Here is an 18,414-nt window from a genome sequence, read left to right on the forward strand (position 1 = left end):
CGATTATGAGCCAGACATCAACCTTAAAAGGCCAGTGCATTGCCGAGTTTCTTGGTACCGGGTTGTTGATTTTCTTCGGCGTGGGATGTGTCGCAGCGTTGAAAGTCGCCGGGGCGACCTTCGGCCAGTGGGAAATCAGTATCATCTGGGGTCTGGGCGTGGCGATGGCCATTTACCTGACTGCGGGGGTTTCCGGTGCGCATCTTAACCCAGCCGTGACCATTGCACTTTGGCTGTTCGCCTGCTTCGACGGGCGTAAAGTCGTGCCGTTCATCGTGGCTCAGTTTGCCGGTGCGTTCTGCGCCGCCGCGCTGGTCTACGGGCTTTATTACAACCTTTTCCTCGACTTCGAACACACGCACAATATGGTGCGCGGCAGCGTCGAAAGTCTTGAACTGGCCGGTATTTTCTCGACTTACCCGAACCCACATATCAATTTTGTGCAGGCTTTCGCGGTAGAAATGGTGATTACCGCTATCCTGATGGGCGTGATTCTGGCGCTTACCGACGACGGTAACGGCGTTCCACGTGGTCCGCTGGCACCGCTGCTGATTGGCCTGCTGATTGCGGTTATCGGTGCGTCCATGGGCCCACTGACCGGGTTTGCGATGAACCCTGCGCGTGACCTTGGGCCGAAAACGTTCGCCTGGCTGGCAGGCTGGGGCGACGTCGCCTTCACCGGCGGCAAAGATATTCCTTATTTCCTGGTGCCGCTGTGTGCGCCAATAGTAGGTGCTGCGCTGGGGGCGTTCAGCTATCGCAAGCTGATTGGCCGTCACCTGCCGTGCGACACCTGCGAGGTTGAAGAGCCGAAGGCGGCCTCCAGCCAGAACCAACAAAATGCTTCGCTGTAAACTGACTACGGAACGTTCATTATGACTGACAAAAAATATATCGTTGCGCTCGACCAGGGCACCACCAGCTCCCGCGCCGTCGTTATGGATCATGACGCCAACATCGTCAGCGTGTCACAGCGCGAATTCGAACAAATTTACCCTAAACCAGGCTGGGTTGAGCACGACCCAATGGAAATCTGGGCTACCCAAAGCTCTACCCTCGTCGAAGTGCTGGCAAAAGCCGACATCAGCTCCGACCAGATTGCCGCTATCGGTATCACCAACCAGCGTGAAACCACCGTGGTGTGGGAGCGCGAAACCGGTAAGCCAATTTACAACGCCATCGTCTGGCAGTGCCGCCGCACCGCGGATATCTGTGAGCAGCTCAAGCGCGACGGTATGGAAGAGTACGTACGTAAAGCCACCGGTCTGGTCGTTGACCCGTACTTCTCCGGCACCAAAGTGAAGTGGATCCTCGACCATGTTGAAGGCTCCCGCGAGCGTGCGAAACGCGGCGAACTGCTGTTTGGTACCGTTGATACCTGGCTTATCTGGAAAATGACCCAAGGGCGCGTACACGTCACCGACTACACCAACGCCTCGCGTACCATGCTGTTCAACATCAACACGCTGGAGTGGGATGACAAGATGCTGGACGCGCTGGATATCCCGCGCGCCATGCTGCCGGAAGTGCGCAAGTCTTCCGAAGTGTACGGTCAGACCAACATCGGCGGTAAAGGCGGCACGCGTATTCCTATCGCCGGGATTGCCGGTGACCAGCAGGCGGCGCTGTTCGGCCAGCTGTGCGTGAAAGAAGGGATGGCGAAAAACACCTACGGTACCGGCTGCTTTATGCTGATGAACACCGGTGAGAAAGCGGTGGCCTCCAGCCACGGCCTGCTGACCACCATCGCCTGCGGCCCACGCGGCGAAGTGAACTATGCGCTGGAAGGTGCGGTGTTTATGGCGGGCGCCTCCATTCAGTGGCTGCGCGACGAAATGAAGCTGATTAGCGACGCGTTCGACTCCGAATACTTCGCGACCAAAGTGAAGGACACCAACGGCGTGTACGTGGTGCCAGCCTTTACCGGCCTCGGCGCACCGTACTGGGATCCGTATGCGCGCGGTGCCATCTTCGGCCTGACTCGCGGCGTGAACTCGAACCATATTATTCGCGCCACGCTGGAATCCATCGCCTACCAGACCCGCGACGTGCTGGAAGCGATGCAGGCAGACTCCGGCATTCGTCTGCACGCCCTGCGCGTGGACGGCGGCGCGGTGGCCAACAACTTCCTGATGCAGTTCCAGTCCGACATTCTTGGCACCCGCGTGGAACGCCCGGAAGTGCGTGAAGTGACGGCGCTCGGCGCGGCCTACCTGGCTGGTCTGGCGGTCGGCTTCTGGCAGAACCTGGATGAGCTGCAGGAGAAAGCGGTGATTGAGCGCGAGTTCCGTCCGGGGATTGAAACCACCGAGCGTAACTTCCGCTACAGCGGCTGGCAGAAAGCAGTGAAACGCGCGTTAGCGTGGGAAGATCACGAAGGGTAAGCACCGTACGGTATGTCCCCTCTCCCTTTTTAAGGGAGAGGGGACCGAACGGCATTTTTATTTCAGCCAAACATCGGCAACATCAAATACAGCTTAATCACCAGCGCGTTGACGATATCAATAAAGAACGCCCCCACCATCGGCACCACCAGAAACGCCATATGTGACGGCCCGAAACGCTCGGTAATGGCCTGCATATTGGCAATCGCCGTCGGCGTGGCGCCAAGGCCAAAGCCACAGTGACCTGCCGCCAGCACCGCCGCGTCGTAGTTTTTTCCCATCAGACGGTAGGTGACGAAAATCGCATATAGCCCCATCGCCACGGTCTGCACCGCCAGAATCACAATCATCGGCAGCGCCAGATCCGCTAACTCCCACAGCTTGAGGCTCATCAGCGCCATTGCCAGGAACAGCGACAAGCTGACGTTACCCAGCACCGACACCGCCCGTTCGAACACGCGATAAAAGCCCATCAGCGCCAGGCCATTGCTGAGGATCACCCCAACAAACAGCACGCAGACGAACGTTGGCAACTCCAGCGCCGTACCGGCGAGCAGTTGCGCAATCACTTTACCCAGCGTCAAACAGATGGCGATAAGCGCGATGGTCTCAATCAGCACCAGCGAGGTAATGCTGCGCCCCACGTCCGGCTTTTCAAACGCCGTTGGCACTTCCAGATCGTCCGGCGTGCCGTTCGGTGACGACGAGTGTTTCACCAGATAGCGCGCCACCGGGCCACCAATCAGGCCGCCGAGCACCAGCCCAAAGGTGGCGCAGGCCATGGCTACTTCTGTTGCATTTTCAAAGCCATAACGTTCGATAAACAGCTTGCTCCACGCCGCCCCGGTACCGTGACCGCCGGAGAGCGTAATCGACCCCGCCAGCAACCCCATCAGCGGGTCGAGCCCTAAGAGCTTCGCCATCCCAATGCCTAGCGCGTTTTGCAGCAGCAGCAACCCTACCACCACAATCAGGAACGTCCCCACCACCTTGCCGCCCGCACGCAGGCTGGCGATATTGGCGTTAAGGCCGATTGTGGCGAAGAACGCCAGCATCAGCGGGTCCTTCAGGCTCATATCGAAGTCGATTTCCCAGCCCATGCTCTTTTTCAGCACCAGCAGCGCCAACGCCACCAGCAGGCCGCCCGCAACGGGCTCGGGGATAGTGTATTTCTTGAGGAAGGGAACGCTCTGAACCAGTTTTCGTCCTAGCAGCAACACCAGCGTTGCGGCAACGAGCGTCGATAAAGTATCGAGATGAAACATAATTACAGCTCCTGACTAAAACGTATGATTCATTCACACGCGACCAATTTCCCATGTCGTCCACGCCTCCTCATGAGGCGTTGGGCAAAAGTGTAAGCAAGAAAAAGGCGATCAGGGTAGAAAAACGTATTATTTGTCATCATTTTCGTTAACTTACCCCGCCAAATCCCTTTATTTTGCGCGGCTATTTTACGCAATAATTTGTCATCCGTGAAAGCAACCGATTGCTTTTACCAACCAGTCCGCTAAAATCGCCACTTTTCCACCACGGGATTACCTCTGAGATGTCTTCTAACACACTCGATCAAGCCAATGCGCAACCGATTGCGCATTCGCAGAACAGCGAATTAATCTATCGTCTGGAAGATCGCCCACCGCTGCCGCAGACCCTGTTCGCGGCGTTCCAGCACCTGCTGGCGATGTTTGTCGCGGTGATCACACCGGCGCTGCTCATCTGCCAGGCGCTTGGCCTGCCGGCGGAAGACACTCAGCACATTATCAGCATGTCGTTATTCGCCTCCGGCGTGGCATCCATCATCCAGATTAAAGCCTGGGGTCCGGTGGGTTCTGGCCTGCTGTCGATTCAGGGCACCAGCTTCAACTTCGTTGCGCCGTTGATCATGGGCGGCACGGCGCTGAAAACCGGTGGTGCAGACGTGCCAACGATGATGGCGGCGCTGTTCGGCACCCTGATGCTGGCAAGCTGCACCGAGATGGTTATCTCCCGCGTGCTGCACCTGGCGCGCCGCGTGATTACGCCGCTGGTTTCCGGCGTGGTGGTGATGATTATCGGCCTGTCGCTGATTCAGGTTGGCCTGACCTCCATCGGCGGCGGCTACGCGGCAATGGCTGACCACACCTTCGGCGCGCCGAAAAACCTGCTGCTGGCAGGGATCGTGCTGGCGATCATTATTCTGCTTAACCGCCAGCGTAACCCGTACCTGCGCATCGCCTCTCTGGTGATTGCCATGGCGGCAGGCTACCTGATGGCGTGGTTCCTCGGCATGCTGCCGGAAAACACCGCGCCAACGAACAGCAGCCTGATTACCATTCCAACCCCGCTGTACTACGGCCTGGGCATCGACTGGAGCCTGCTGCTGCCGCTGATGCTGGTGTTTATGATTACCTCGCTCGAGACCATCGGTGATATCACCGCCACCTCTGACGTGTCCGAACAGCCGGTTTCCGGCCCGGTCTATATGAAGCGCCTGAAAGGCGGCGTGCTGGCGAACGGCCTGAACTCTTGCGTATCAGCCATCTTCAACACCTTCCCGAACTCCTGCTTCGGGCAGAACAACGGTGTGATTCAGCTGACCGGCGTTGCCAGCCGTTACGTGGGCTTTGTGGTGGCGCTGATGCTGATCGTGCTTGGCCTGTTCCCGGCGGTAAGCGGCTTTGTGCAGCACATTCCTGAGCCCGTGCTCGGCGGCGCAACGCTGGTGATGTTCGGTACCATCGCCGCATCCGGCGTGCGCATCGTCTCCCGCGAACCGCTGAACCGCCGTGCGATTCTGATTATCGCGCTGTCGCTGGCCGTCGGCCTGGGCGTTTCCCAGCAGCCGCAAATCCTGCAGTTTGCGCCGGACTGGCTGAAAAACCTGCTCTCTTCCGGTATCGCTGCCGGGGGTATCACCGCGATTATCCTCAATCTGGTCTTCCCGCCGGAAAAAGCGTAATCCCTTTGCGGCAGTGGTTCCGCCACTGCCGCTGACATCGAATAATACGATTCCCAGCTTGAGCATTGCATATAAATCATGCATAACAGGTTTATGTGCCATTCACAGGATGGAAGATCATGAAATTTCTTGGAAAGCTCATTATCTGGCTGCTGATCGCCCTGTTCGTGGTGATATTGGCCTTCTATTTATTGCTGCAAACGCGCTGGGGCGCCCGCCACGTTAGCCAGTGGCTGAGCGATAACACCGCCTATCACATTACGTTTGACGCGATGGACCATCGCTTCTCTTCACCTTCACATATCCTGCTGAAAAACGTCACCTTTGGCCGCGACGGCAAACCTGCAACGCTGGTCGCCAAAGCGGTGGATATCGGCCTGAGTTCGCGCCAGATAACCGACCCGCTGCACGTCGACACCATTTTATTGCAGGATGGCACGCTGAATCTCTCCCCTTCCACCGCGCCGCTGCCGTTTGCCGCAGACCGCCTGCAACTGAGCAATATGGCGCTGAACAGCCCGGAAACCGGCTGGGAACTGAGCGCCCAGCGCGTCTCCGGCGGCGTGATGCCGTGGGCACCGGTGGCGGGCAACGTGCTCGGCACCAAAGCCCAGATTCAGATGAGCGCGGGTTCGCTGTCGCTTAACGGCGTACCGGCCACCAACGCATTGATTGAAGGATCGCTCAATAACGGCGAGGTCACCTTAACGACCGTTGGCGCGGATATGGCGCGCGGTTCGCTCACCGGCAATGCGCGGCGCAACAGCGACGGCAGCTGGGTGGTGGATAATCTGCGTCTTAACGATATTCGCATGCAAAGCGACAAGTCGCTGCTCGATTTTCTGGCCCCGCTGACTACCGTACCGTCGTTGCAGATTGGTCGGCTGGACATTACCGACGCGCACCTGCAGGGGCCGGACTGGGCGGTCACCGACCTCGACCTCAACTTGCGCAACCTGACCCTCAGCCAGGGCGGCTGGCAGAGCGACGATGGCAAAATCTCGATGAACGCCAGTGAGTTTATCTACGGCTCGCTGCATCTGCTCGACCCGATCCTCAACGCCGAGTTCTCACCGCAAGGTATTGCGCTGCGTCAGTTCACCTCACGCTGGGAAGGCGGCATGGTGCGCAGTTCCGGCAACTGGCTGCGTGCCGGGAATGCGCTGGTGCTGGACGATGCGGTCTTCGCCGGGCTGGAATATACGCTGCCGGAGAACTGGAAAACGCTGTGGATGGCGCAGTTGCCGCCGTGGCTGCAAAGCGTGACCCTGAAGAAATTTGGTGCCAGCCGTAACCTGGTGATTGATATCACCCCGGACTTCCCGTGGCAGGTCACCGCGCTGGACGGCTACGGGGCCAACCTGCAGCTGGCGAAAAATCGCCAGTGGGGCATCTGGGGCGGCAGCGCGACGCTGAACGGCGCGGCGGCAACCTTTAACCGCGTTGACGTACGTCGCCCATCCATGACGCTGAACGCTGATGCTTCGAACGTGAATATCACCGAACTGAGCGCCTTTACCGAAAAAGGCATTCTGGAAGCCACTGCCACCGTGGCCCAGCAGCCACAACGCCAGACCCGCGTAACGCTGAACGGCCGCGGCGTGCCGCTGAACGTGCTCCAGCAATGGGGCTGGCCCGCGCTGCCGATTTCCGGCGACGGGAATATTCAGCTGACGGCGAGCGGGAATGTACAGGCCGATGCGCCGCTGAAGCCGACGGTAAACGGGGAGCTGCATGCGGTAAATATGGATAAGCAGGAAGTCACCCAGCAGATGCAGGGTGGAATGATAAAGTAGCCCGGGCGAGGCGTTCACGCCGACCCCGGGATTGGCTCGGAGCCGCCCCGGCGGCGCTGCGCTTGGCCGGGCTACAAGAGAGATTGTGCGAGTGTTCCCCTCACCCCGGCCCTCTCCCCAAAGGGGCGAGGGAGAAAACCAACCATGCTAGCCGCACCATCGGTCCACGCTCCCCACAGGACGAGGATGAAAACCAAACATGCTAGCCGCACCATCGGTCCCCTCTCCCCGCGGAGAGAGGGTTAGGGTGAGGGGGCACCCTCAAGACTAAAGCGTAATCACCAGCTCATTACCCTGCGCCGTCACCACCACGCCGAGCTCGCTGCCCGCCTGAACGCCGCCCTGCACGCCAGCCACCTGCTGGATGTTGCGCAGACACAGCGTCCAGCCGCTCGCCTTGCCGTTGCCCGTCACGGTAATCACGTTACCCTGACGTTTCGCGGTCAGCGTGTAGATAACCGAACCGTCCTGCGCTGGCACTTCGCAGACCGCCTGGCGACCGTCTTCCAGGTGGAACAGCTGGAACGCGGTTCCTTCATGCCAGGCGTAGTTCGGCACCTGGTTATTGTTGCCCAGCGCCAGCAGGGTGTTGTCACGCACGTACACCGGCAGGCTCATAAAGTCATGCTGCTGTTTATGCCAGCGGCTGCCCTGCACCTCGTCGTTGTGCCACAGGTGCGTCCAGCGGCCTTCCGGCAGGTAGAACTGCACGTCGCCCGCTTCAGTGAACACTGGCGCAACCGCCAGAGAGTCGCCGAGCATGTACTGACGGTCGAGGTAGTCGCACGCCGGGTCGTCCGGGAATTCCAGCATCATGGCGCGCAGCATCGGCGTGCCCTGCTCGTTCGCCAGCGCCGCCTGACGATACAGATACGGCATCATGCGGCACTTCATTTCGGTGAAGTAGCGCACCACGTCGCAGGACTCTTCGTCGTACGCCCATGGCACACGGTAGGATTTGCTGCCGTGCAGGCGGCTGTGGCTGGAGAAGAGGCCAAAGGCGCACCAGCGCTTGTAGACATCCGCCGGGGCAGTATTTTCGAAGCCGCCGATATCGTGGCTCCAGAAGCCAAAGCCGGACAGGCCGATCGACAGGCCGCCGCGCAGGCTTTCCGCCATGGATTCGTAGTTGGCGTAGCAGTCGCCGCCCCAGTGCACCGGGAACTGTTGCGCGCCCACCGAGGCGGAACGGGCAAACAGCACCGCTTCTTTCTCGCCGAGGTTCTCTTTGAGGACGTTCCACACCAGCTCGTTGTAGATGTAGGCGTAGTGGTTGTGCATTTTCTGCGGGTCGGCGTCGTTGAACCAACGGACGTCGGTCGGGATGCGCTCGCCGAAGTCGGTTTTGAAGCAGTCGACGCCCATCTCCACCAGGCCTTTCAGCTTGTCTGCATACCACTGGCAGGCTTCCGGGTTGGTGAAGTCATAAATCGCCAGGCCCGGCTGCCATTTATCCCACTGCCAGACGGAGCCATCCGGGCGTTTGAGCAGGTAGCCCTTCTCTTTCAGCTCCTGGAAGATAGGGGATTTCTGGCCGATGTACGGGTTAATCCACACGCAGACCTTCAGCCCTTTGTCTTTCAGGCGCTGGATCATGCCTTTCGGGTCCGGGAAGGTCACCGGGTCCCATTCGAAGTCACACCACTGGAAGGCTTTCATCCAGAAGCAGTCGAAGTGGAAGACGTGCAGCGGCAGGTCGCGCTCCGCCATGCCGTCGATAAAGCTGTTGACCGTTGCTTCGTCGTAGTTGGTGGTGAACGAGGTGGTCAGCCACAGGCCGAAGGACCAGGCCGGTGGCAGCGCCGGGCGGCCGGTGAACTGGGTATAGCGGTTCAACACCTCTTTCGGGGTTGGGCCATCGATAACGAAGTATTCCAGATGCTCGCCTTCGACGCTGAACTGCACCTTGGAGACTTTCTCCGAGCCAATCTCGAAGGAGACGTTTTCCGGGTGATTCACCAGCACGCCGTAGCCGCGGTTGGTCAGGTAGAACGGAATATTTTTGTAGGACTGTTCGGTGCTGGTGCCGCCATCGCGGTTCCAGGTCTCAACGTTCTGACCGTTGCGCACCAGTGCGGTAAAGCGCTCGCCCAGGCCGTAAACGGTTTCACCTACGCCGAGGTCCAGACGCTCGAACATGTAGTTGCGATCGTCGTTGCTGTCCTGCACGTAGCCGTTGTTTTTCAGCTGGCTGCCGGTAATGCGCACGCCGTTGCGCAGGAAGTCCAGCGACCAGAATTCACCTTTGGTGACGCGTACACTCAGGTTGCCGCTTTTCAGCTCGGCAAACTCAGCGGTGTTCTGGATGTGTACCTTCACATCTTTCAGCACGTTCAGCGGGTAGTGCGGGCCTTTATCCAGCGCGCCCTGGAAGTGCTCAATGCGCACGCCAACCACCCCTTCCTGAGGAGAGAAAAAGCGAATGGTGAACATCGGCGTATCCAGCTGCCACGTACGTTCCCGCACATCGCGCGGCGCCACGTACACCACCATTTCATTGCCATGCTGTTCAACGTCAAACACCTGGACAGGATGAATTAAGTTGAGACCCGGTTGGGTCATCCAGTTTCCATCACTGATCTTCATAGTTCGTCCTCTTAATTCCCGAGAGATTGTTTCATAGATACGTTTTCAAAATCCTGCTGAGTGCGGTGCGCCCCGCTCGCCAGTTCGGCCATCATCTTGACCAGGAACGGTGTTTTCAGGGTGTAGAAGCGCTTCGCCACAACGGCGCTCAGCAGGTAGCAAATAGCCGGTACGATAGTGAACAGGGCAATAATGATGCTGATGGTGGTTGGGTTCTGCGCTTTGGCCGCAGCGTCATAACCGCCGCCGGCCAGCATCCAGCCAATCATCGCGCCGCCCAGCGCCAGGCCGAGCTTCAGCACGAACAGCGTGCCCGCGAAGCTAATGCCGGTGAGACGTTTACCGTTACGCCATTCGCCGTAGTCAACGGTGTCGGACATCATGACCCACTGAATCGGGGTCACGAGTTGGTGCAGAACGCCAATCACGAAGATAAAGGCAAACATGATGACGCTAGCGTTCATCGGTACAAAGAACATCGCCAGGCTCAGGACCGCCAGAATGGCGTTGGTCCACCAGAAGACGCTCACTTTGCATTTCCAGTCGGTCAACGGTTTGGCTAATGCCGAGCCAATCAGGTTGCCAACGCAATAGGTGGTGAGGAAGGCGGTAAACAGCGCCGGGGAGCCCATAATCCAGGTGACGTAATACATCATCGCGCCGCCGCGTACGCAGACCGCCATGATGTTGAGGATGGTGAGCAGGCCAACGATACGCCATTGGTCGTTGTGCCAGATGTCGCGCAGGTCTTCACGCATCGAGTTATTGGTTGGCGGCGCTTCCACGCGCTCTTTGGTGGTGAAGAAGCAGAAGGCCAGCATCAGGAACGCCGCTACGGAGAGCACCGCGATACCGCCCTGGAAGCCCAGCGCCTTATTGTCGCCACCGATCAGATTCACCAGCGGCATCATTAAGACGGTTGAGAGCATGCCGCCCGCCGTCGCCAGCACGAAGCGCCAGGACTGCAGCGAGATGCGCTGCGTCGGGTCATTGGTGATCACACCGCCCAGCGCGCAGTAAGGGATGTTGACCACGGTGTAGAACAGGGTCAGCAGCGTGTAGGTGATCGCCGCATAAATCAGTTTGCCGTTATGGCTGAAATCCGGGGTGCTGTAGGCCAGCACGCAGACCACGCCGAACGGCAGCGCGCCAAACAGCACCCATGGGCGGAACTTGCCCCAGCGGCTACGGGTACGGTCGGCCAGCAGCCCCATACACGGGTCGGAGATAGCATCCAGCGCGCGCGCCAGAAGGAACATGGTGCCAACAAAACCTGCGGGTATACCGAAGATATCGGTATAGAAGAACATCATGTACAACATGACGTTATCGAAAATGATATGGCTGGCGGCGTCGCCCATGCCGTAGCCGATCTTCTCTTTGACAGATAATACTTCACTCTTCATCTTTCAAACCCTTTTCGCACCGAAGCCACGTTGGTACCGGTTACATGTTTTTTAAACCATCCGCCGTATAAGGTGAATTGCGATATCTCGTTATCAAATTACGTTTCTTGATTTATGTGATCTGGGTTGGCGGGTAGAGTGTGTCGAAGTGTAACTTACGGATTTTGTAGGAATTTCTATCCATACCGTGCGGCAGATATAAAAAAGATGCCGAAAAATGTAAGTAAAGATGTGGTAACTGATTGAAAGTGGCTATAATGCGCCCCGCCTCCATGTAGCAATGCAGGCGCGGAAGATCGTCGTCTCCGGTGAGACGATTGGACATCTTTTCCAGTGGTAGCCGCCTGCGGCTCCCGGCAGGTTCGACTCCTGCGATCTCCGCCAAAATTCGCTCACTTTTCCGCCAAAGTATTTACACGTTTTATCTATACTCTCCCATAGCGCTATCGCTTTCCGTACTGATACTGTCCCGGCTCGTTTACGCCGTAACCCTGCGCGGCCAGCGGTTGATAAACGCGAGGCTAAATGGCCGTGAAATGGTCAAATATTCGGTGATGGCGCTGGTTTTTACGCCATTCATCGGGCAAGAAGTGCGGTAAATTGTGTACGGTGCTACAGGTTAAAAATGTAACCCTAAGAAAAGGCAGGGTTTTATCTGGAGAGTCCGAAAATGACCGGGCTACGGGGCGAAAAATGTGCCCTGGGGGGATGTGGTAAATGATTGAAAGTAGCTATAATGCGCCCCGCCTCCATGTAGCAATGTAGGCGCGGAAGATCGTCGTCTCCGGTGAGGCGGCTGGACTTCAAATCCAGTTGGGGCCGCCAGCGGTCCCGGGCAGGTTCGACTCCTGTGATCTTCCGCCAAAATTTATTTATTGATATCTATATAATTTTATTTTCCCTAAGTAACTTCATTTCAATATGTCATTGCTTTAATAGGATTAGAAATTATGGCATTTTCACAATTAACTATCAGACAAATTATTCAAAAAGTGAGTGAAGGTGAAATAAGAATCCCAGCCTTTCAGCGGGATTTTGTTTGGGAACCTGATCGTATACAGTTTCTAATGGATAGCATATATAAAGGTTACCCAATAGGTACGGTTTTATTTTGGAGAAGTAGGGAAAAACTTTCCTTTGACCGTGACCTGGGCCCATTTACTCTTCCAGAGCCAAAAAAAGAATACCCTATAGATTATGTTCTTGATGGACAACAAAGAATCACATCAATTTTCTCAACATTTCAAACTGAATTACCAAAAAATAAAAGCAAAGACTGGGTCCCTATTTACTTTGACTTAGACGCTGCAGAAAATGCTCAAGACTCACAATTCATTGCTACAGATGACGTTGATATTCCTGAAAACTACATACCGCTAAATATAATATTCAACGTTGTAGAATATGGTAAATACTCTAGAAAATTAACTAATGAAGAACATATTAGAAAACTAGATGAGCTACAAACAAAATTCAAAGAAGCTAGTATTCCTGTTGAAACAGTTGAAACAGAAGAACATTCAAAAATAGCTATTATCTTTGAAAGAATAAACCGCAATGGAGTTCCGCTAAATACTTACCAACTTCTTTCAGCTTGGACATGGAGTAGTGAGTTTGATCTCAGAGCTAAATTCGAGGAATTATCTACTAAACTCGATGATGCTGAATATGGAGATCTAGGCGATGAAGAAGATTTATTAATTAAATGTTGTGCCGCAGCATTAAAAGAAGATAGTTCATCTCATGCAATTGTCGAATTAAAAGGCGATGAGGTGAGAAATAATTTTCTTGCTTTCCAAAATGGTCTATTAGGGGCAATTGATTTCTTGAGACGTGACTGTGGGGCCGTATCATTAAAAGTATTACCCTACAAATCTATGCTTATCCCGTTAACTCGTTTCTTTATGACAGATAATCCTGCTGGATTTCATCCTGACGCGACGCAAAGGCATTTATTAAAAAAATGGTTTTGGCATACGTGTTTTTCTCGCAGATATTCAAATAGTGTCGATTCTGCTGTTGCAAATGATATATCTGCAATGGTTGAGTTGCGTAAGGATAAGTATGAGAAAATTGAACGTAAGAATTTCGAAGTATCTAATGAATTCTTTACTGATAATGCTTTTTCCGTAGCATCCGTAAATACTAAAACATTTATATTACTGCTTGCTAAAAAAAGACCTAAATCGTTTTTGTCTGGAGCAGACGTAGATCTTGATGATGTACTAACCTCATGCAATAAAACAGAATTCCATCATATATTTCCAGATAACTTCCTTAAGACAAAATGCGGAATTGATGAGAGAATAAAAAGATTTTGTCTTGCCAATTTTGCATTCCTCTCGCAAAAGGATAATCGCTCTATCAAAGACAAATCCCCAATCGACTACCAGCAACAAATTCATACACACTTAAAAGATAGTATACTTCAACATTCATTGATTCCTAAAAATGGATTAGAGTTGAACTATGCAGATTTTCTGAAATTACGAGTCGAGCTATTAAAAGAAGCTGCTAATAGCTTAATTTCTGGTAGTTTTGCAGCGTGATTAATTAGCGGCCACAACACAGCAATTTTGTGGCCCTATTTAATTATTTTGAGCTTTTCCCTACACGCCTCTTTCACCCACTTACTAAAATTCCCTTTCCCCGCAGCCTTCTCAATCTGCTCTAAAAGCTCATCCTCGAACCGGATGTTCTTCATCGTGCTCTTTGTGCGGTCAAAATTTGGCTTCTTTTTCTCTTGCATGGTAGGTACCAATTAGGTTAATTTATCATCATGTGGTACCTACCACACGGATAATGAAATCTGACAACGCCCAAGGTGCTCGAACACCAAAGGGCGTCTAACCTCACCAACTATCAAGGAGTTGATTATGGCTGACTCGCATTCTACCCCAGACTTACCCGCAGCAAAAACTGAGCGCACAATAATTGTGGGATATCGCCCGCAGGGTGCAAACAAAAACACGCCAAGTGTCACCCTTTCCGGGAAGTGGCTGCGCGAGGCCGGGTTCGAAACCGGACAACAGGTTAGCGTAAAAGTGATGGAAGGCTGCATCGTCCTGATGGCCTATGGCGAACAGGAGCAGAAGCTGCTGGCGGAATTGAAGGAGACACAATTGAAGCTGAAAGGGATTGAAGCGGTAGTGTCATCGGTGCATTAAGCATCGTGTTAATGTTCAACTATCCGGAAACGCCGGATAGTTGGCCGGCATGTAAAACGACCGACAAAATTCACGGCCGGGCACGGATACCATTATCGTGTTCGTGGCGGGCACCGCCCGATGGCCCTGCGCTTATCGGGCCTACGGGTGCGGTGCAATGGTAGGCCGGATAAGCATCGCGCCACCCGGCAAAAAAGCGACACCCGAGCCCTACTATTTTTAGGGAAAGATCCTAAAACGTAGCGCCGAAATTATGCCATCCATTTAATTAATGCTACATATCACTTTATAGAAATTAAAATAATCGCCTGTTTTTATCCCACACACCATGGTCATTATTTTATTTCAAATAATCACTTAGCCTATAAATATATCATATATTTTATATCTCTCGTTTATCCTCTAATAAGGTGACGGGCGATCTATTTTTAATAAAAAAGCCTTAAGGCAAATTGGCAGAATAATGCTATCTACTCTATGTTTATATAAGGAATTAATGTTTCATACGTCATTGTTTTACTAAGGAAAAAGAATACCTATGTAGAGGTCAATACTATGAACACGTCTTTTAAGTTCATGCATCTCGTTCCGATGTCCATATTTTTTATGCCATCGGCCTATGCCGTACTGGATACCCCTATCACCAGTACCTTTCAAGTTCAGATCACGATAACCAAAACGTGCACCATGACCTCAGGTTCGCCGGTTTCCTTTGGCTCTGTCATCGCTAACGTCGTCCCTGCAAAAGCCACCGCTAACCTGAGCGTAAACTGTTCTAAAGACACGCCCTTTACTATTGGTCTGCAGCCTTCTAATGGCAACAAGTCTGGTGCAGGCAGCATGTCCGGCACAGGCACCAACCCGGACAAAGTGGCTTACCAGCTCTACACCGACGCCAGCGGCTCAACGGTTTGGGGAAGCAATACGACCACGGGCCCTAACCTTTTAGCGGGCTCCGGGCAGGGGGCTCCTCAGGCCGTGCCCGTGTACGCCGGTATTACCAATACTAACGTTACGCCAGATAACTATTCCGACACCGTGACAGTGACCTTTACCTATTAATTCAAGGAAGGCCTATGCTCCGACACTCGTCAGCGCTTGCCTGCCTGACCGCGCTCGCGCTTTTTAGCGGCGAAAGCGCCGCCAGCGGTCTGCAGGTCTCGCCTATCAGCTTAACGCTGCAGCAAAACCAACGCGCCGAGGGCCTTTGGTTGAGCAACTCAGGTGACAGCCCGGTTAACGCCCAGGTCCGCGTTTTCCACTGGAGCCAGAGTGGTTACAGCGACCAGCTTTCATCTTCGCAAGGGCTGGTCATCAGCCCGCCGATGCTGAACATCCCACCCGGTGGGAAGCAGTTGATCCGCGTGATTCGCACCGGCCCACCGACGAAGGTGGAAGATGCCTATCGACTGTCGATTAACGAACTGCCGCCTTCGACAACGAATACAACGAAAAAAAACAGCCTGCAGTTTGTTATGCACTATTCCATTCCGGTGTTTATCCAGCCGCCGGGGGCAACAGAAACGTTCGCCAAACTGCAATGGCAAGTGGCGCACAGCGACGGCCGGGTCTGGCTACAAGTCAATAATCAGGGCGAAGGGCATGCCCAGCTTGCAGAAGTCACGTTAATTACGGCATCAGGCAGCCGAAAAAATATTACGCCTGGACTTTTGGGCTATGTACTGCCCGGTTCGACGATGCGCTGGCCTCTTCCTGCCAGCGCCGGTCAGGGAGAAAAGCTTGAAGTAACGGTTAATGGTCAAAAAACGGTACAAACGCTATAACGGGCTAAACCGTCTATTAATTATTTTATTAATCAACGTGTTATTCATAGCAAGGAGCACCTCTGCGGAAATGAAAAGCATGGATGGGGTCATTGCCGATAGCACACCGCTGGCCGGGACGGAGCTCTATCTCGACGTCACCCTGAATCAGAATCCTATTGGCCTGGCGCGATTTGGTTACGATCGCGACAAGCTTTATGCCAGCGCCGATAGCCTGCGTAAAATCGGCCTGCGGATACCCGCAGACATGCCCGATCCGGTCTGTCTGAACGACATCCCTCAGCTGCGCGTGCAGTATGATGCAAATCAGCAAACGCTGGCGCTAATGGCGCCGCTACAACAGCTGGATATGGCCACCACTCAGGTGAACCCGGACGACACGCCGAATCCCGATGCCGCCGCCTCACGCGGGCTGCTACTCAACTACGATCTCTATGCCTCTCAAGGACAAGAAGGGCAGAGCAACGCCAGCGCCTTTAGTGAACTTCGCGCCTTCAGTAACGTGGGCGTGCTGAGCTCCACGCAGATATCACGCTACACCGGCAATAGCGATAACGTTAGCCAGAACAATGGTATGGTCCGTCTGGACACCAGCTGGCGCACCTCGTTTCCCAGGCAGGCCATCGCACTCAACCTGGGGGATATGCTCACCAGCGCCGTCAACTGGTCGCGCCCCACGCGCATCGCCGGGATACAGATAGGCACCGACTACAGCCTTCAACCCTATACCCCTACTACGCCACTGCCCTCGTTTTTCGGTTCTGCCACGCTGCCTTCCAGCGTCGAGCTGTATATGAACGGCGTGAAGTACTACAACGGCGAAGTCCCGGCGGGTAATTTCGAACTGAATACGCTGCCCAATATCAACGGCGCAGGCGAGGCGCAGGTCACCATGACCGATGCGCTGGGTAAAACCACGGTGCAGAGCTTCTCGTTTTATAACGACCAGTCGCTGCTGCGTCAGGGGTTGTCAGAATGGTCAGCGGAAGCCGGCGTGGTGCGCAATAACTACGGTTATGAATCCTTTGATTACGCCAGTACGCCCGCCTTTAGCGGCACCTGGCGACACGGCATCAGCAACAGCCTCACCGCAGGCGGGCACGCCGAGGCAACCCAGAGTCTGATTAACGCCGGGTTCAGCAGCGACTGGATCCCCGGCAGCAACAGCGGAACCATTTCTACCGCGCTGGCAGCCAGCGCCGACGCGGGTAAAAACGGTTTCCTCTACAGCGTCGGCTATCGCTGGAACAACAGTCGCTTTAACTTCAGCACCACGACGATTGCCACGGCCGGGGACTACCATGACGTTGCCACCCGCTACGGAAGCCCACCGCCATCGCTTAATCAGAGCACCGTGGTCGGCTATAGCACCGAGTCCTTCGGTAGCTTCAGCGTAGGCTATTTACAGTACCGCTCTCCCGGCCAGCCCACCCAGCGCTACACCAACGCCAACTGGTACCAGTCGGTGTCCAACCGCGTGTACCTCACCGCCGGGCTAAATCAGAACGTTGATCGCAGCCGCGACCGCAGCATATTTCTGGTCGTCAACGTCTCGTTTGATAACAACATCAATACCAGCACCACCGTACAGCGTAGCAATAATGATCAGATGAGCTACTCGTTCAACGCCAGCAAAACCCAGCCGTCTGATGGCGGCCTGGGCTGGAACATGGTGCTCAACCAGCAGGACGCTCAGCAAAGCGGTCAGGGCGAGCTGGGCTATCTCGGGCGTTACGGCAAAGTTTACGGTGGCTACAGCAATATGTCGGGCAATCAGTCCGGCTACACCGGGGCCAACGGCGCGCTCGTGCTGATGGGCGGCGGCCTGTTTGCGTCGCAGACCATCAACAACGGCTTTGCGGTGGTCTCTACCGGCGGTATGCCTAACGTACCGGTGCTGCTGCAAAATAATCCGATTGGCACCAGCAACGACAGCGGCCTGCTGCTGGTCACGCCGCTCAACAGCTATCAGAAAAATGAGATCAGCATTAACCCGATGGATCTCCCGGCCAATATGCGGATCGATCCGGTGAACACCGTGGCGATCCCTGCCGATCGCTCAGGAACAATGGTCAACTTTACGGTAAAAACCGTACGTTCTGCGCTGATCGTGCTGAAAAATGCGCAGGGAGAGGTGATACCGGAAGGGTCATCCGCCACGCTGAACGGCGTGCAGAGTCAGAACGCCGTGGTCGGCTTTGACGGCATGGTCTATTTCGACACCCTGGACGCGCATAACACCCTCAACGTGGTCACCAGCGCGGGTCGCTGTACGGCACAGTTCGATTACCCAGAAAAAGCGCAAGATATCCCACAAATTGGGCCATTAACGTGCCAATAAGGAGCAGCA

13 protein-coding genes and 2 tRNA genes are annotated in these 18,414 nt (G+C 54.8%); 11 read left to right on the forward strand and 4 right to left on the reverse strand.

Annotated elements, in window-relative coordinates:
- Window positions 1-5: 5 nt before the first annotated feature.
- Both AB2B48_RS17270 and glpK read left to right on the forward strand, forming a co-directional pair.
- Complete coding sequence (locus AB2B48_RS17270; protein ID WP_220440721.1) at window positions 6-854, forward strand: MIP/aquaporin family protein; 849 nt, start codon at window positions 6-8, stop codon at window positions 852-854.
- Between the two features lie 21 nt (window positions 855-875).
- Window positions 876-2,384, forward strand: a complete 1,509-nt coding sequence (glpK, locus tag AB2B48_RS17275; RefSeq protein ID WP_185667506.1) for a glycerol kinase GlpK — start codon at window positions 876-878, stop codon at window positions 2,382-2,384.
- 62 nt (window positions 2,385-2,446) lie between these two features.
- Here the strand turns inward: glpK and gltS are convergent, their stop codons facing one another.
- Window positions 2,447-3,649: a sodium/glutamate symporter gene (gene gltS / locus AB2B48_RS17280; protein ID WP_185667507.1), complete on the reverse strand. Its 1,203-nt coding sequence runs from the start codon at window positions 3,647-3,649 to the stop codon at window positions 2,447-2,449.
- A gap of 284 nt (window positions 3,650-3,933) precedes the next feature.
- On the opposite strand from gltS, the gene AB2B48_RS17285 reads away from it, so the two are divergent.
- Window positions 3,934-5,325: a nucleobase:cation symporter-2 family protein gene (locus tag AB2B48_RS17285; protein ID WP_185667508.1), complete on the forward strand. Its 1,392-nt coding sequence runs from the start codon at window positions 3,934-3,936 to the stop codon at window positions 5,323-5,325.
- A gap of 119 nt (window positions 5,326-5,444) precedes the next feature.
- Complete coding sequence (locus AB2B48_RS17290; RefSeq protein WP_220440722.1) at window positions 5,445-7,121, forward strand: AsmA family protein; 1,677 nt, start codon at window positions 5,445-5,447, stop codon at window positions 7,119-7,121.
- A gap of 267 nt (window positions 7,122-7,388) precedes the next feature.
- On the opposite strand, the gene yicI is transcribed toward AB2B48_RS17290, so the two are convergent.
- Window positions 7,389-9,707 carry an alpha-xylosidase gene (gene yicI, locus AB2B48_RS17295; protein WP_368299694.1) on the reverse strand — a complete coding sequence of 773 codons (2,319 nt, stop codon included), beginning with the start codon at window positions 9,705-9,707 and terminating at the stop codon, window positions 7,389-7,391.
- An 11-nt stretch (window positions 9,708-9,718) separates the two neighbouring features.
- Window positions 9,719-11,113, reverse strand: a complete 1,395-nt coding sequence (locus tag AB2B48_RS17300; protein ID WP_368299695.1) for a glycoside-pentoside-hexuronide family transporter — start codon at window positions 11,111-11,113, stop codon at window positions 9,719-9,721.
- Window positions 11,114-11,403: 290 nt separating this feature from the next.
- On the opposite strand from AB2B48_RS17300, the gene AB2B48_RS17305 reads away from it, so the two are divergent.
- The 3 genes from AB2B48_RS17305 (at window position 11,404) to AB2B48_RS17315 (ending at window position 13,662) form a co-directional block, all read left to right on the forward strand.
- A tRNA-OTHER gene (locus AB2B48_RS17305) sits at window positions 11,404-11,497 on the forward strand.
- A gap of 385 nt (window positions 11,498-11,882) precedes the next feature.
- Window positions 11,883-11,977 (forward strand) — tRNA-Sec (locus AB2B48_RS17310).
- 86 nt (window positions 11,978-12,063) lie between these two features.
- Window positions 12,064-13,662 carry a GmrSD restriction endonuclease domain-containing protein gene (locus AB2B48_RS17315; protein WP_368299696.1) on the forward strand — a complete coding sequence of 533 codons (1,599 nt, stop codon included), beginning with the start codon at window positions 12,064-12,066 and terminating at the stop codon, window positions 13,660-13,662.
- 35 nt (window positions 13,663-13,697) lie between these two features.
- On the opposite strand, the gene AB2B48_RS17320 is transcribed toward AB2B48_RS17315, so the two are convergent.
- Window positions 13,698-13,862 carry a YlcI/YnfO family protein gene (locus AB2B48_RS17320; protein ID WP_368299697.1) on the reverse strand — a complete coding sequence of 55 codons (165 nt, stop codon included), beginning with the start codon at window positions 13,860-13,862 and terminating at the stop codon, window positions 13,698-13,700.
- 127 nt (window positions 13,863-13,989) lie between these two features.
- Here AB2B48_RS17320 and AB2B48_RS17325 point away from each other — a divergent pair, with 127 nt between their 5' ends.
- From AB2B48_RS17325 to AB2B48_RS17340, 4 genes are all read left to right on the forward strand, one after another.
- Window positions 13,990-14,280, forward strand: coding sequence for a SymE family type I addiction module toxin (locus tag AB2B48_RS17325; RefSeq protein ID WP_368299698.1), 291 nt, complete (start codon window positions 13,990-13,992; stop codon window positions 14,278-14,280).
- A 555-nt stretch (window positions 14,281-14,835) separates the two neighbouring features.
- Window positions 14,836-15,342, forward strand: a complete 507-nt coding sequence (locus AB2B48_RS17330; RefSeq protein ID WP_368299699.1) for a spore coat U domain-containing protein — start codon at window positions 14,836-14,838, stop codon at window positions 15,340-15,342.
- Window positions 15,343-15,356: 14 nt separating this feature from the next.
- Complete coding sequence (locus AB2B48_RS17335; protein ID WP_368299700.1) at window positions 15,357-16,064, forward strand: molecular chaperone; 708 nt, start codon at window positions 15,357-15,359, stop codon at window positions 16,062-16,064.
- Between the two features lie 70 nt (window positions 16,065-16,134).
- A complete protein-coding gene (locus AB2B48_RS17340; protein WP_368299701.1) occupies window positions 16,135-18,405 on the forward strand; it encodes a fimbria/pilus outer membrane usher protein in 2,271 nt (756 codons plus the stop codon).
- Window positions 18,406-18,414 lie beyond the last annotated feature (9 nt).

The organism is Kluyvera sichuanensis (genome assembly GCF_040930405.1).
GTDB lineage: Bacteria > Pseudomonadota > Gammaproteobacteria > Enterobacterales > Enterobacteriaceae > Kluyvera > Kluyvera sichuanensis.